Origin of the sequence: Alteromonas sp. CI.11.F.A3 (assembly GCF_032925565.1) — a bacterium.
In the GTDB taxonomy this organism is placed as follows: domain Bacteria; phylum Pseudomonadota; class Gammaproteobacteria; order Enterobacterales; family Alteromonadaceae; genus Alteromonas.
The window spans coordinates 54,790-69,180 of record NZ_CP136708.1; the positions used below are offsets into that span (position 1 = coordinate 54,790).

Here is a 14,391-nt window from a genome sequence, read left to right on the forward strand (position 1 = left end):
TGTTTGTTGCTATATTCCCCTGCTAGTTATCACTAACGCCTTTTTTAGATTATCAGCGCGGTTTGTTGCTGGTACTTGTATTACCTTACGGGCTTAGATTCATAGCCCTCCGCGTTATTTCTTACCCAGCATATCTCTTAAGTTAGCAATACTACTTTGGCCTTTTTGCTGGCGTACCTCGGCACTTTCTTTCGGCTTTTGGTTTTCCCATTGAAGGTCGTCTATGGGCAGTTCGTATAAAAAGCGGCTTGGCTCTGGGTTTATAACTTCACCGAACTGGCGGCGCTCTTTCGCTAGGCTGAAAATAAGCTCTCGCTGCGCACGGGTAATGCCTACATACGCAAGGCGGCGCTCTTCTTCTACATTGTCTTCATCTACACTGCTTTGATGGGGCAACAAGCCTTCTTCCATGCCCACTAAGAACACTATTGGGAACTCTAGCCCTTTAGAAGCGTGCAGTGTCATTAGCTGTACTTGGTCGCCATCGCCGTCGTCTTCGCCTCGCTCCATCATGTCGCGCAAGATAAGGCGGTTTACTACTTCGGTAAGGTTCATGGGGCTATCAAGCTCGTTGCCTTCTAGCATGTCGGTTACCCAGCCAAATAAGGTACTTACGTTCGCCATGCCCATTTCAGCCGCTTTAGGGCTAGCGCTTTGCTCGTATAACCACTCTTCGTAGCTCATCGACTTGATCATGCCGCGAAGGGCATCTTTGGTGTCGCCTCGAGTTGCATTGTCAGACACTTCTACTATCCAGCGGGCAAACCCCGATACGGCATCGTATGCTCTATCCGACAACACGCTGTTTAAATTTGGGTGAGTGGCCGCTTCAAACATGGGCACGCCTAAGCTGTTCGCGAAGTTACCTAGCTTTTCTAGTGTCACGCGCCCTATGCCGCGACTTGGCGTATTAATTACTCGTAGTAGTGCATTATCGTCATCTTGGTTCACCAGCAAGCGCAAGTAAGCCATGATGTCTTTTACTTCGGTGCGCCCGAAGAACGACATACCGCCGCTAATTTTATATGGAATACGGTTGCTCATTAGTAGCTTTTCGAACAAGCGGCTTTGATGATTTCCTCGGTACAAAATAGCGTAGTCTTTGAACTTAGTGCGGTTCATAAACTTGTGCGCTAGCAGTTCTGCTACCACTCGCTCAGCTTCGTGTTCTTCGTTTTTCGCTTCTATCACTCGAAGCGGTTCGCCGTATTGCAGTTCAGAGAACAGGGTTTTATCGAACAAGTGCGGGTTGTTCTGAATAAGAATGTTGGCGCAATGCAGTATTCGCCCTGAAGAGCGATAATTCTGCTGTAGCTTAATAACGTTCAAGCGCGGGAAATCTTGCTGTAGCAAGTTTAAGTTTTGTGGCTTGGCACCGCGCCATGAATAAATGGATTGGTCGTCGTCGCCTACCACGGTAAAGCGCGAACGTTCGCCTACCAATAGCTTTACCAGTTCGTACTGACTGGTGTTGGTATCTTGGTACTCATCCACCAGCAAATAACGAATTTTGTTTTGCCATTTGGCCCGTACGGTTTCGCTGGTTTTTAATAGCAGTGTGGGCAATAAAATAAGGTCATCGAAGTCAAGGGCATTATAGGCGCGTAAGTTATCTTGATAGCGCTTGTAAGCTTCTGCAAACTCTCGTTCACCGGTACTGGTAGCTTGTTTTAGTAATGCTTCGGGCAGCAGTAAGTCGTTCTTCCAGTTTGAAATGCAGCTTTGTAATAGCGAAAGCTGATCTTTATCGCCGTCTATCGTGTCTTCGGTTAAATCGGTTAACAGTGCCAACGAGTCTTTGTCGTCGAACAATGAGAAACCAGGCTTTAAGCCTAGCTCTTTAATATGGGCTTTTATAATGGTTAGCCCCATGGTGTGAAAGGTACATACCTTCAAACCACGCGCTTCTGGCTTACCTAAGGTTTCAGCTACCCGTTCTTTCATTTCTCGGGCGGCTTTGTTGGTAAAGGTTACCGCTGCAATATACCGTGCTGGCATATCGCAATTTCTAACTAGGTGCGCAATTTTGTTGGTAATAACCCGAGTTTTACCACTGCCGGCGCCGGCTAATACTAAGCAGGGGCCAGACACAAAGGTGACAGCTGATTGTTGCGCATCGTTTAATTTCATCGCGTTCCTAAATTACGTTCCTAAAAGCTAACAGGTGTAATGAGTGCCGTGCTTACTGTAAAGCGCCTTACGATAAGGCTTGTTTTTGTTTAACGTGCTTTTTCATTGCAAGAAGTGGCGATACCGATAGAATAGAAGCCTATTCTAACGAAGCGCATTATAAGGGAAATCCATGTTGGATCCGAAAAAACTCGAAGATTTAGCGAAACAGATTGCTGACGCCGTACCACCGGGTGTGCGTAACATGGCTGAAGGCGCAGAAGGTAAAATTAAACAGGTTTTACAATCGCAGCTTTCAAAACTTGATTTAGTGACTCGTGAAGAGTTCGATATTCAAAGCCAAGTGCTTATTCGCACTCGCGAAAAGTTAGACGCAATGGAAGCTCGCATTGTTCAACTAGAAGCTAAAGCAACAGAAGCTGCTAAATCTGAGTAGCTAAACGTTTACGTCCACACTCCCTTGCACTGCACATCGTAATAGCTCTATACAGCGCATGTGATGCAAGGGGATGCTTATTTGCTAAGCTTTTAGCCTCTACAAAAATACCTAGCCTACCCAAAAATTTGCCACTAACCCTAACGTAAATACCAAGCCTACATAGTGGTTTTCAATAAAGGCAGTAAAACACCCTTCTCGCTGACGGTGCTTAATAAATTTGTACTGGCGATAAAACAACCCGGCCCCAATAATTAGCGATAGGTAATACGGCCAATGCGCCTCGATAGCCCCGCCAATAAAGTACAAAATGGTTAACGTAGCAGCTTGAAGTCCAATAATAATGGGCACGTCGTACTTACCAAATAAAATGGCGGTAGATTTAACCCCTATTTCCAGGTCGTCGTCTCTGTCTACCATGGCATACATGGTGTCGTAGGCTACCGTCCATAATAGATTTGCCACAAACAACCACCAGCCATAAGCAGGCACAGTTTCAGACACCGCCATAAACGCCATCGGAATTGCCCACCCAAAAGCAGCGCCTAATACCACTTGTGGCAAGTGGGTATAGCGTTTCATAAAGGGGTAACTGGCTGCTAGTAACAGCGCGATTACCGACAAAGCAACGGTTTGCCAATTCAGCATTAGCACTAACAAGAAGGCCAGTATAATTAGCCCTCCAAACAGGTTTAACGCTTGTTTTGGTGTTACCTCTCCTGTGGCCAATGGCCGCGTGGCGGTGCGCTTTACGCTGCCATCTACTTTTCTATCGGCGTAGTCGTTAATGACGCAGCCCGCTGAGCGCATCACTACCACGCCTGCGGTAAAAATAAGCGCGATGCCTAAACTGGGTAAGCCTTCTGATGCCATAAGCAATGCCCAAAAGGTAGGCCAAAGCAGCAAGTAAATACCCACGGGTTTGTCTAAACGCATCAGGCGAATATACGCAGATGGATGCTGTTTTATATGGTTGAGGTTCTGGGCTAAATTAAGATTCAGTGCCATTGTCGTACCTTGAATAATAAACGGGTGCGTCGGGTAGAAAAACTTCGGCCACTATCATGCTGTCTTCACCCAATGTAAATAATGAACGTCGGCCCCATAATTGCTGATTGCGCTCAAAGCCTAGTGCAGTGGCAGGCAATTGGCACAATTCAAACTCAGAGCGTATAAACCTGGCATCGTTAAACAGTCGCTTACCTAAGGGTTCACTACCTAAATTTGCTAGCTCTGCTTCTACCAAACGCTGGGGAATAACGGAACGGGCAAAAACCCATGGCAGGGTGTTACCACATAACAGTACTTCTCGTACCTGAAATGCCTGCGAAGGCTGATGTGATTGCTGGTGCGACAGCAGGCTTTGCTCATTAGCATGAAGTGCGGTTTCAGCCTGCCCTAGCACGTTTAACGTAAATTGATGGCAAAGCGACTGCACGCGCTCGGTTAAGGAGCCTGTGTCTAGCAACCAATTTTTTAAATACGGATTGTTACGGGGCGCACTGTCGGCTTGCATCCACTCTACATTTAAGCCAACGGGAAAGCTGCTAGGAAAACTCACTACCAAATCTCTGTCATAATTTTACACGATAAAAAAAGTATCATATCACTTGTTGGTGGCATGGTGGTTTATCTGATTGCTAATAGCTAGCATATTGATTTTACGTGTACCTTAGTACTTTTGCAGTAGTGTCATTAACCTATGATTTGCTACACTACAGCCTGTCATCTAAATTAATTGGTATTTTTGGCTCAAATCATGACAAAGTCACTTGCTTCACGTTTTATAGCTACCGCTTTATTAGTTAGTAGTGCTTTCACGCCTGCATTTGCGCAAGATAAGGCAAATTTTGCTTATCTTGGGTTAGAGCCAGACATCGTTACCAATTACATTGGCGAGTCTTCAAGAAAGCTTGGTTATGTACGCGTTACCGTTGAATTAATGATTTATGACGTAGATCAGCTGGAAATTGCAGAACACCATATGCCGCTATTACGTGCAACGGCCATCGATATCTTCGGCAGACAGCCTGAAGAAAAAGTAAAATCGCTAACGGGCAGAGAAGATATTCGCCGCGCCATTCTAAAAGCGCTTCAAGATCATATGAAAAAAGAAACCGGTGGCGAGGTTATCAAAAACGTTATCTTCACCAAGTATTTATATCAGGGCTAGGCGCTACTACAGCAGCACCTAGTCAAGAACGAAAGCTTGCACTATTACCCTTGCTTTCGTTTATCGGCACCAAGGCTTAGTAGCCCTGCTAACAAACAGCCGGTAATTAACCCTGCCGTGTGCGCTGCATTGGCCATATTCACCCAAAGCACATCGGCAAAGCCTAATACTAGCCACACCAACATAAACCCTATTACCGATTTAGGCAGCGACAAGCCCCACTGTGGTTTCAGCCAACCTAACCACCACACAAAGCCCATTACGGCGTATACCACACCTGAAAGCCCACCGAATAACATTAAGTTACCCTGAACTGGCGTGGTAAACATGGCTTGAGCCACGTTCGATATAATGGCCGATAGCGCAAACACCACAAACAACATGCTTTTACCAAAGGTACTTTCTATTTTGGCGCCTAACATACACCACCAAAGTAGATTGAAGATAATATGCAGTGCGCTGAAGTGAATAAACGCGGGCCCTAATAACCTCCACCACTCATGGTTTTCAGCCAGTACACTAAGCGGCTGCATGAGTAAATGTTGCGCGATGGGGCTGAACAAGCCTAGCAAAGACAAACCATACACCAGCACACAAAGTACAAACACAATACTGGTTAAAGGTACCGACAATGCATTGTTGATAAACCCTTTCATATCGAATTGGCGCGAAGGCACTAAATCAACGTTCTCACCATGCTGCCAAGCAGCTTGTTGGTATTTTGGATTGTTAGGTTGCTGAATAAACTCTTCAGTGATAGCGCGGGCTTTAAGTGCGTCGTTATCGTCTAACAACAATACAACAAACTCATCACCCGCTTCAGTTGGCTTTACCGTGGCGGTGATATTCTGGCTACCTAGGTAGTTAGCCAGTAAATGCGCCACGCCTTGCTGGCGAAAAGCAATTAAAGGATGGCTCACGAATTTTCAGACACCACAGACTGGCCTAAGCGCCATGCTTCGAAACCACCGTCCATACTATAAACGGTGTTAAAACCTTGCTCAGCTATAACTTGCGCGGCTTGCTGACTGCTTACGCCGTGATAGCACACCACGACTACAGGGGTTTCTTTTGGCGTTTGTTCTACAAAGGCCGCGAAGTTATCGTTATTCAACGGCTTCGCTTCTGGCATGTGACCATTAGCAAAAGATTGCGGGTCACGAATATCTACGATGGCTACATCGCCATTGAAGTTTGCTACGTCTTGTACACTAATGTGTGAAAATGCTGTCATTATTGCCAGTCCAGTATAACTTTGCCTGATTGTCCTGAACCCATGGTATCAAAACCTTTCTGAAAGTCATCAACCGAAAAGGTATGTGTGATGATTGGCGACAAATCTAAGCCACTTTGCAGCAAACTTGCCATTTTGTACCAGGTTTCGAACATTTCACGACCGTAGATACCTTTGATCACCAACCCTTTAAAAATAACTTGGTTCCAATCAACCGATACATCTTGTGGTGGAATACCTAGCATTGCCACCTTTCCGCCGTGATTCATTTTCTTTAGCATGTCGCGAAAGGCGACCGGTACGCCCGACATTTCAAGGCCAACATCAAAGCCTTCACTCATACCAAGCTCGTTCATCACGTCTTGCAAGTCTTCTTTGCTAACATCAACAGCGCGAGTTGCGCCCATCTTTCTAGCAAGCTCTAGACGATACGGGTTAATGTCGGTGATAACCACATGACGTGCTCCAACGTGACGCGCCACTGCGGCTGCCATAATACCAATGGGGCCTGCTCCGGTAATCAGTACATCTTCACCCACTAAGTCGAAGCTAAGGGCGGTGTGCACAGCATTTCCAAATGGGTCGAAAATAGACGCCAGTTCATCACTAATGTTGTCAGGTATTTTAAATGCGTTAAACGCCGGAATAACCAAATACTCGGCAAATGCGCCTGGGCGATTTACACCTACACCTTCGGTATTACGACATAAATGGCGACGGCCTGCACGGCAGTTTCTACAGTGTCCACACGTAATATGGCCTTCACCAGACACCCTATCGCCTATAGCAAAGCCGCGTACTTCTTGGCCCATGCCAACCACTTCACCTACGTACTCGTGACCTACTACCATAGGTACAGGTATGGTTTGCTGCGACCATTCATCCCAGTTGTAAATGTGCATGTCGGTGCCGCAAATGGCGGTTTTACGAATTTTGATTAATAAATCGTTATGGCCAACTTCAGGCTCTTGAGTATCTTGAAGCCAAATGCCTTTCTCGGCTTTTGCTTTAACTAGCGACTTCATGCAATAACTCCCATTTCACGGCCTACTTCAATAAACGCATCAATGGCTTTGTCTACGTGTTCAATAGAATGCCCAGCTGACATTTGGGTGCGTATTCTAGCTTGCCCTTTAGGTACTACAGGGTATGAGAAACCAATCACGTAAATACCTTTTTCAAGTAGCTTGTCTGCCATATCGCTAGCTACACGTGCATCGCCAAGCATCACAGGAATGATGGCGTGATCTTTACCTGCAAGGGTAAAGCCAGCATCTTCCATACGAGAACGGAAGTGGGCTGAATTGCGCCATAGCTGTTCACGCAATGCTGCGCCATCTTTCATCATCTCGAATACTTTAAGTGAAGCCGATACGATAGGTGGCGCAACAGAGTTTGAGAATAAGTACGGGCGAGAGCGTTGACGTAACCACTCAACCACTTCTTTTTTGCCTGATGTATAACCGCCTGATGCGCCGCCCATCGCTTTGCCCAAAGTACCAGTGAGAATATCCACTCGGCCCATTACGTCGCAGTATTCATGACTGCCTTTGCCGTTTTCGCCTAAAAACCCAGTCGCGTGGCAATCATCTACCATGACCAAGGCATCGTACTTTTCAGCGAGGTCACAAATGCCTGCAAGATTAGCAATAACACCGTCCATCGAGAACACGCCATCGGTAGCAATTACTTTAAATCGTGCGCCGTCGGCAACGGCTTGCTTAAGTTGATCTTCCAGTGAGTCCATGTCGTTATTGGCATAACGGTAGCGCTTAGCTTTACACAAACGCACGCCGTCAATAATGCTGGCATGGTTTAGTGCATCAGAAATAATGGCGTCTTCTGGGCCTAGCAAGGTTTCAAATAACCCGCCGTTGGCGTCAAAACAAGATGGGTACAAAATAGTATCTTCTGTACCAAGAAATGCGCTAATTTCAGTTTCTAGTTGCTTATGAATATCTTGGGTACCACAAATGAAGCGCACAGACGCCATACCAAACCCGTGGGTTTCAAGGCCATTTTTGGCTGCTGCGATAAGGTCTGGGTGGTTAGCCAAACCTAAATAGTTGTTCGCACAGAAGTTGATGACATGCTCGCCGTTGGCCACGTCTATATCTGCTTGTTGCTGTGAAGTAATAACGCGCTCTTTTTTATACAGACCATCTTCTTTAGTGGCCTCAATTTGCGCTTGCAGGTGAGAGATAAATGCCGCTGACATGTCAGACTCCGAAATTAATAAAAAATGTATTTTAAAGAAAGCGATATAAAGGTTACACAAGGAAGGGGGCGTTTTAACAGTATTAAAACTTGTAGCTGTAAACTTTTTAGCACACTTGTTAGCTGTGGCTAAAGATCTAGCTGGCTAGGCTGCCCTATTCGTTAGACCGCGTACTGTCCCATATGCCCATGTGTACGTTTTTACTTAGGGTGGTCCAAATATCTGGCTCTGGAATAGGTCGACTAATTAAGTACCCCTGCCCCATCTGACAATCAAAGTGACATAGCATTTCAAACTGCTCTGCTGTTTCAATGCCTTCAGCTACCACAATTAACCCCATTTTTCGCACCATGGCAATGGTTGAATGCACGATGTTTCTATCGTCGGCATTCTCAATGATATTGGCAACAAACGAACGGTCGATTTTTATGAAGTCGGCAGGCAGTGATTTCAAGTAACTAAGAGACGAGTAGCCCGTTCCAAAATCATCAATGGCCAATGTACACCCCATATCTCTAATAGTACGCATAATAGAGGTTGCTCGTTCAATATCGGTGACCAATACTGTTTCTGTTAATTCCAAACATACTTGGGATGGCGAAATATCATTGCGAATGATTTGCTGCTGCAAAAAATCAGGAAGACTGGGGTCAAGAAACTGCCCAGCAGACAGGTTAATCGCTAACTTCACATTAGGATAACCATTCGCGTTCAGTTCTCTAATAAGGTAAGTGGCCTTGGCTATTACCCAATAATCTAGCTCTAGCATGAAAGAGGTATTTTCAAGCGGAGGGATAAACTCTGCCGGTGATATGGCCCCCTTAACAGGGTGATACCAGCGAAGCAGTGCTTCGAAGCCTATTAATTCATTGGTTCGTAAGTCGATTTGAGGCTGCAAGGCTAAACTGAACTGACTTTCTCTTAGTGCTACCCGCGCTTCGGCTTCTAGCTCAACCTTTTTCATTACCTTCAAGTTCATGGTGGCATCGTAAACTCTAAAGCCCGCCCCTTTTTTCGATTTTGCTTCGTACATAGCAATATCGGCATGCCGCAACAATTCCACTGGCGTAGCTCTGGCATGGCGGCTCACGGCCACACCTATACTAATAGAGACATAGAACTGCATGCCATCCACTTCAATGGGCTGCTCAAACTCTTCAATGATTTTCTTCGCGACGTGTTCCACTTGCTCTTTGTTTTCAATGCTCGATAACAATACAACGAACTCATCACCACCAAATCGTGAAGCAATATCAGTTTCTCTAATAGGCCGCGAGATCCGCATAGCCGCGGCTTTTAAAAGCTTATCTCCCACGTCATGACCATAGCTGTCATTTACTTTTTTAAAGTCATCTAAGTCCATGAACATCAGTGCGACTAATCTATCATCTCGCGCAGAATGGGCGAGCTGGTTTTCAATTTGAAAGGTCAGCATATTTCGATTGGGCAAGCCTGTGAGCACATCGAACATAGCCATTTTTTCAAGCTTGGCAGTATTTACGGCCATTTGGCCATCGAAGTCTTCTAGCTGTTTTGCCAGCGCATTCGCGGCTTCTTCTACTACATCAAGCTCGTCATTTAATTGCCAAAGTGATGAATGATGCTTTTTTTCGACTTGCTTGCGGTATTCGACAAACTTGTGGTCGGCCAGCATAGGCAAGCGTTCACTTATGCCTAATAGCCTAATGCGGTACTGATTGAGAAAGAGTCTTAGAAGCAATGAAAACAAAATAAGCAGTATAATTGCACTCGCTATGACCAGTAATTCGTATTGCTCTTTTTGATTTACCAACGCAGAAATATCTTGCACAACCATGAGGTAAGGTTGCTCTGACATACTGTGGGCAAAGGGTAATAAGCTGACCGACAACTCTTTTTCCTGAAATGATATTCGAAGCCCTTTAACCACCAGCTTTTCAATACTCCAATCTTTTGGAAAAGCAGCAATAAGCTCGGTTAAATAGTCTTGATTAGATTGTGAAAGCTGGCTGGACAGCGTTAGCATAGGTTTGTTGTCATCATCTTGCTTGTGCTGAACCATCACGACCTTATGGGCATCAGTAGATCGATTAAACAACGACAAAAGTTCACGCATTGAAGCAGAAAGTATAACGACAGGTACTACCTCGTCATCAGTCATGATAGGCACAGATAAATAATGAGTGCACACACTCTCGCAGCGAATTAACGCTCTGCTGCTAAGAGACTGCTGGGTGCTGCGCACTAATTTTAGAACAAAATCACTAATGGGGGTGGATTGCTCTCCCACTACGCCGTTTCGGTCAAACAGATAAAGCTGTTCCACATGAAAGTTCAGCATCAGGTATTCCTGATTTCGCTGAAGATTTTCATAAAAGTACTCTAAATCTTGATGCTCCGACATTTCTATGTGGCTAAACATGTCTACCCACAACACCATACGGTTATGCAGAATATCTTCGAAAAGCTGTAGTCGACGTTGGTTTTTTAGTTGCTCTTCTTGCTGCTGAAAAACCAAGCTTGAATCAGACTCACGAATGAGCACCATAGAGATAACCACAGTGACGGTAAGCACCATCGCCATCAGCATAATGATGGTTTTAGTGGTAAACGACATCTCCACTTTCATGATTGAGCCTAGAACCAATACATAAGTTGTACAGACCACATACGCCAGTGCTCCTGTGAATGATCCCGTATGCTAGGGTCAAGCAAGCTTACCACTCTTGCGGCTCCATCAACCCAGTGATGCTCTGCCTGTAAACGCCACCCTGGCGAGATATCCCATCTTGCCCCAACGGTAACTGTATCCATATAACCAAAATAAGAAGGAACAAGGCCACCAGTACTTATTTCAAGGTCTTCGCCATTTGGATCGTTGCTGTTATTCACATAGGTGTCGTAACCAATAAGGCCGCTAAAGCGGTTGTTAAATAAGTATCTAAATTGAACAAACCCGCCTTCTCCAGTGATCCTATCCACATAACCAGGGGCGAAGAGACCATTATATTCTTGTAATTCTCTAACTAGCTCGCTGCTAAACTGCCATTTTTCACTAAAGTATTGCATGGAGAACATGAACCTACGGATGCTCGCATCACCGTCTAATCGATTATCTACCTGAGCTGCAGTGTATCCAAAATCGGACTCAAGCCAACTTACACCTACTCTCCACGCCATCGTAGAAGGTTGCCAAAAAGCGCTAGCTTGATGCACAAAGTCTTGTTCTATTTTCCCCTGAGCATCATCACCTAGGAAGAAGTCTCTTTGCGCGTCATTTAAAGGAGAACGCCCGTAACTCCAGTTTATTTCCCAAATGTTATCTGTTGAGTACTTCTTAAATTTTGCCTGTAGCCCATCACTTCCCAACGCAATATCGCGAAAACCATCGAAGTAAACTGATTGAGGAAGCATCGTGGTATCTCTAGTTTGAGGTACATCGCGAGTGACTGAATATAACCAGTGCGTATTTTTAAAGCGGCCAATGTGCACTTGCGCTTGCCACCCAGCCACATCTGGGATAGTCCAATCGACAAACAGATAATCTAACCTTGTACCCTTTTCAAACCTATTTCCTGCATCAAGATAAACCACCTGCCCCGCTACTGATAAATTGCTATTCAAACGATAATGGCCGTTAATACCGACTTCAGACAACTCACCAGTAATGTTGTTATCTTCAGTAATAAAACTGCTATCAATCGACTGCGTTAGCCCTTGTGCTATGTACCCATGCCATGAAAACTTGGGCTCTTCTTGTGCCATGACCATTGAACTAGGAGCTGTAAGTAAAACAGCGCGTAAAAACCATACGAACACTTGCTTATTCATTGTTCACGCACCTCGATAACTTGTACATCTTTTACTTTGCTGATATCAGCATATCCAATAGCACCAACCGTATTCTCAACCATGTTGAGAAGGGCTTCTTGCGATGACACCCGTGTAGGTGTAACTCCTTGACCAGAATAAGTAAGTTGATCCCAAAGCCGAGAGAGTTGATAGGGAAACATTTGTATATTTTCACGACAAAAGGTTTTATGCAGAATGTGAACATCCTCAAGAACAACAACATGGATTTTTTCTCCGTTGCTCCAGTATTGTTTGTGGCCTGTAAATATTTGGCGTAATTCTGATTGAGTAAGGGATGTGTTATCCACCGACTCATTTGCGACAACAACGGCCTGTTGTGCAAGAGCAACGGGACTACAAGCTAAAAATAGCATGCTGAGCATCAGTGCTGAGTACTCTGAATTGCTAGTTAAAGCTCGTATTCGTTTAATCAATGCGAGCATAATCACCAAAGGGCGCTCTCCATGTCTTAGAAAAATTGGCGCGTATACGCTAAGTGTAGATAACGGTTAGAAGAAATTCCCAGAAATAGTGTTTATTCGTTAAAGCAGTGCATTAATTTTTGAAAATACCGCATCTGTGGTAACACCTTCCATCAAGTTATCGCCCTTTGCGCGAATTCCCCAAGGTAATTGTTCCCACTTTTTTCCTTTTTGCTTTTCAATACACTCATCGTAAACGGAAACCGTGTTATCTATATTGTTATACGGCCCAGTGCGGATAGGGTTTGAATGAGCATACAATCCAATAACGGGCGTGCCTACTGTGGTGGCCATGTGAGCAGGCCCAGTGTCAGGTGCAATCACTACACTCGCGTGCTTTAACAATACCAGTAATTGGTGAAGACTGGTTTTGCCAGTAAAATCGGCTTTAATTGTGGGCTTACACGCTAAAATAGCATTGGCAGTGGTTTTATCGAGCTCTCCTGGGCCACCCACCAATATGACAGATTTACCTTGTTGCGATAAATAATCAGCGGTTTCAGCATACCTTTCGGGAAGCCAGTTACGTTCAGCTTTGCTGGCGGCAGGCGCAATAACCGCATAGTCACCTAAAGTTTCGGCTTGGTTTTTACCCCAATGCTCATCTTCTTCGCTAACAGGGATATTCCACGATGGGGTATCGACTTTTGGCACGCCTAGCGCGTCGGCAAAATCCATAAAACCGTCGAGCACATGAGCATGTTGGCGAGGCGCTACGCGCTCGTTCGCGAATAACCAATGCAGTTCTTTGCTTCTGGCCCAGTCGAAACCAATTCTGCGCTTCGCCTTTATCACTCTAGAGGCCATGTTTGCGCGCAAGGCAACTTGCATCATTAGCAATGCATCGAAGGTTTCACCTTTCACTGCATTTTTTAAGTTCTCAACCGCAGCCTTACCTTGTTTTTTATCAAAAATGATAAAACGCACATTCGGCATTAACTTAACCAATTGATACTCTATCTTGCCGATGACCCAAGTTAGCTCAGCGTCCGGCCAATGAGTTTGAATACGTGTTACCATAGCCGCTGCATGGCACACATCACCAATCGCGGATAGACGCATTAAGCAAATCTTTTTTCCCACAAATGCTCTCTCGTTGCTGAAGTGCCGAAATAATTCATTAGAATGGTAAATTTTACCATAAGTAACAGGCGTCATGGCGATAATACGACGAGACTTAGGTGCAGGGCATCACTTCTTATACAACGACGAGTTAATGACTGAACCTAGCGTAGACATGTTCAGCCATGAATTTTGGCTATTTCAAAATAAAATTACCGGTGAGGCCAAAGGCCGTGGTACCACTATTTTTATTGAGCATGATACGCAGCATTGGGTACTTCGTCATTTTAGACGGGGCGGCCTAGTAGGAAAATGCTTAAGCGATCAGTACTTTTTTCTAGGCGTTGAGCGTTCCCGTCCGTTTGAAGAATATCGCTTGCTTGCTAAGATGCGAGAGCATGGCTTACGCGTGCCAGTTCCTGTTGGTGCCCATATACACCGCAGAGGCTTTATTTACCGCGGGAATCTTATTACTCAGAATATTCCAGAAAGCCAAGACTTACATCATGTACTCACCCGCGAGCCGTTAACCAAAGTTGATTGGTATGCGGTGGGCGAAGCATTAGCCAAAATGCACGCTTGCCAAATTTATCACCACGATGCCAACATCAGAAACATTATGATGGACAATGAGCGTAATATTTGGTTGATAGATTTCGATCGTTGCCATCAACGTCGGGGCCATCACTGGAAGAAAGATAACCTTTCCCGTTTGTTGCGCTCGTTGAAGAAAGAAAAAGGCTTGAATACCCAGTTTTACTGGACGCCTGATGATTGGCAGTATTGTTTAGAGGGCTATAGAAGCAACTGAATTGCAATTGCATC

General features: G+C 45.1%; 14 protein-coding genes. 3 read left to right on the forward strand and 11 right to left on the reverse strand.

Annotation, left to right across the window (positions count from 1 at the left end; genetic code table 11):
- Nucleotides 1-114: 114 nt before the first annotated feature.
- The gene (gene rep / locus R1T43_RS00200) at nucleotides 115-2,130 is read right to left on the reverse strand and encodes a DNA helicase Rep (protein ID WP_317351542.1); all 2,016 of its coding nucleotides are present in this window, start codon (nucleotides 2,128-2,130) and stop codon (nucleotides 115-117) included.
- Nucleotides 2,131-2,302: 172 nt separating this feature from the next.
- Here rep and ubiK point away from each other — a divergent pair, with 172 nt between their 5' ends.
- Entirely contained in the window at nucleotides 2,303-2,566 is a 264-nt protein-coding gene (gene ubiK / locus R1T43_RS00205) for a ubiquinone biosynthesis accessory factor UbiK (RefSeq protein ID WP_211069261.1), read from the forward strand.
- A gap of 111 nt (nucleotides 2,567-2,677) precedes the next feature.
- Here ubiK and ubiA read toward each other — a convergent pair whose 3' ends face one another.
- Nucleotides 2,678-3,574 carry a 4-hydroxybenzoate octaprenyltransferase gene (ubiA, locus tag R1T43_RS00210; protein ID WP_410548986.1) on the reverse strand — a complete coding sequence of 299 codons (897 nt, stop codon included), beginning with the start codon at nucleotides 3,572-3,574 and terminating at the stop codon, nucleotides 2,678-2,680.
- Nucleotides 3,558-4,127, reverse strand: coding sequence for a chorismate--pyruvate lyase family protein (locus tag R1T43_RS00215; RefSeq protein WP_317351547.1), 570 nt, complete (start codon nucleotides 4,125-4,127; stop codon nucleotides 3,558-3,560). Before R1T43_RS00215 ends, ubiA begins: the two co-directional genes overlap by 17 nt.
- A gap of 198 nt (nucleotides 4,128-4,325) precedes the next feature.
- Here R1T43_RS00215 and R1T43_RS00220 point away from each other — a divergent pair, with 198 nt between their 5' ends.
- Nucleotides 4,326-4,739, forward strand: coding sequence for a flagellar basal body-associated protein FliL (locus R1T43_RS00220; protein ID WP_211069263.1), 414 nt, complete (start codon nucleotides 4,326-4,328; stop codon nucleotides 4,737-4,739).
- A gap of 44 nt (nucleotides 4,740-4,783) precedes the next feature.
- Here R1T43_RS00220 and glpG read toward each other — a convergent pair whose 3' ends face one another.
- The 8 genes from glpG to R1T43_RS00260 all read right to left on the reverse strand — a co-directional run bounded on the left by glpG (nucleotide 4,784) and on the right by R1T43_RS00260 (nucleotide 13,566).
- On the reverse strand, nucleotides 4,784-5,659 hold the full coding sequence (glpG, locus tag R1T43_RS00225) for a rhomboid family intramembrane serine protease GlpG (RefSeq protein WP_317351549.1): 876 nt from the start codon (nucleotides 5,657-5,659) through the stop codon (nucleotides 4,784-4,786).
- Nucleotides 5,656-5,973 carry a thiosulfate sulfurtransferase GlpE gene (gene glpE, locus R1T43_RS00230; RefSeq protein ID WP_013786137.1) on the reverse strand — a complete coding sequence of 106 codons (318 nt, stop codon included), beginning with the start codon at nucleotides 5,971-5,973 and terminating at the stop codon, nucleotides 5,656-5,658. Before glpE ends, glpG begins: the two co-directional genes overlap by 4 nt.
- Nucleotides 5,973-6,998 carry an L-threonine 3-dehydrogenase gene (tdh, locus tag R1T43_RS00235; RefSeq protein WP_211069265.1) on the reverse strand — a complete coding sequence of 342 codons (1,026 nt, stop codon included), beginning with the start codon at nucleotides 6,996-6,998 and terminating at the stop codon, nucleotides 5,973-5,975. The genes glpE and tdh overlap by 1 nt, the downstream gene beginning before the upstream one ends.
- Nucleotides 6,995-8,191 (reverse strand): glycine C-acetyltransferase, encoded by a 1,197-nt coding sequence (gene kbl / locus R1T43_RS00240; RefSeq protein WP_317351554.1) that lies wholly within the window; start codon nucleotides 8,189-8,191, stop codon nucleotides 6,995-6,997. The genes tdh and kbl overlap by 4 nt, the downstream gene beginning before the upstream one ends.
- Nucleotides 8,192-8,345: 154 nt before the next feature.
- Nucleotides 8,346-10,799 carry an EAL domain-containing protein gene (locus R1T43_RS00245; RefSeq protein ID WP_317351556.1) on the reverse strand — a complete coding sequence of 818 codons (2,454 nt, stop codon included), beginning with the start codon at nucleotides 10,797-10,799 and terminating at the stop codon, nucleotides 8,346-8,348.
- An 8-nt stretch (nucleotides 10,800-10,807) separates the two neighbouring features.
- Nucleotides 10,808-12,001: a hypothetical protein gene (locus R1T43_RS00250; protein ID WP_317351558.1), complete on the reverse strand. Its 1,194-nt coding sequence runs from the start codon at nucleotides 11,999-12,001 to the stop codon at nucleotides 10,808-10,810.
- A complete protein-coding gene (locus tag R1T43_RS00255; RefSeq protein ID WP_231517572.1) occupies nucleotides 11,998-12,465 on the reverse strand; it encodes a substrate-binding domain-containing protein in 468 nt (155 codons plus the stop codon). Before R1T43_RS00255 ends, R1T43_RS00250 begins: the two co-directional genes overlap by 4 nt.
- A 99-nt stretch (nucleotides 12,466-12,564) precedes the next feature.
- Nucleotides 12,565-13,566: a glycosyltransferase family 9 protein gene (locus R1T43_RS00260; protein ID WP_317351562.1), complete on the reverse strand. Its 1,002-nt coding sequence runs from the start codon at nucleotides 13,564-13,566 to the stop codon at nucleotides 12,565-12,567.
- 94 nt (nucleotides 13,567-13,660) lie between these two features.
- Here R1T43_RS00260 and R1T43_RS00265 point away from each other — a divergent pair, with 94 nt between their 5' ends.
- Complete coding sequence (locus R1T43_RS00265) at nucleotides 13,661-14,377, forward strand: 3-deoxy-D-manno-octulosonic acid kinase (protein WP_317351565.1); 717 nt, start codon at nucleotides 13,661-13,663, stop codon at nucleotides 14,375-14,377.
- Nucleotides 14,378-14,391 lie beyond the last annotated feature (14 nt).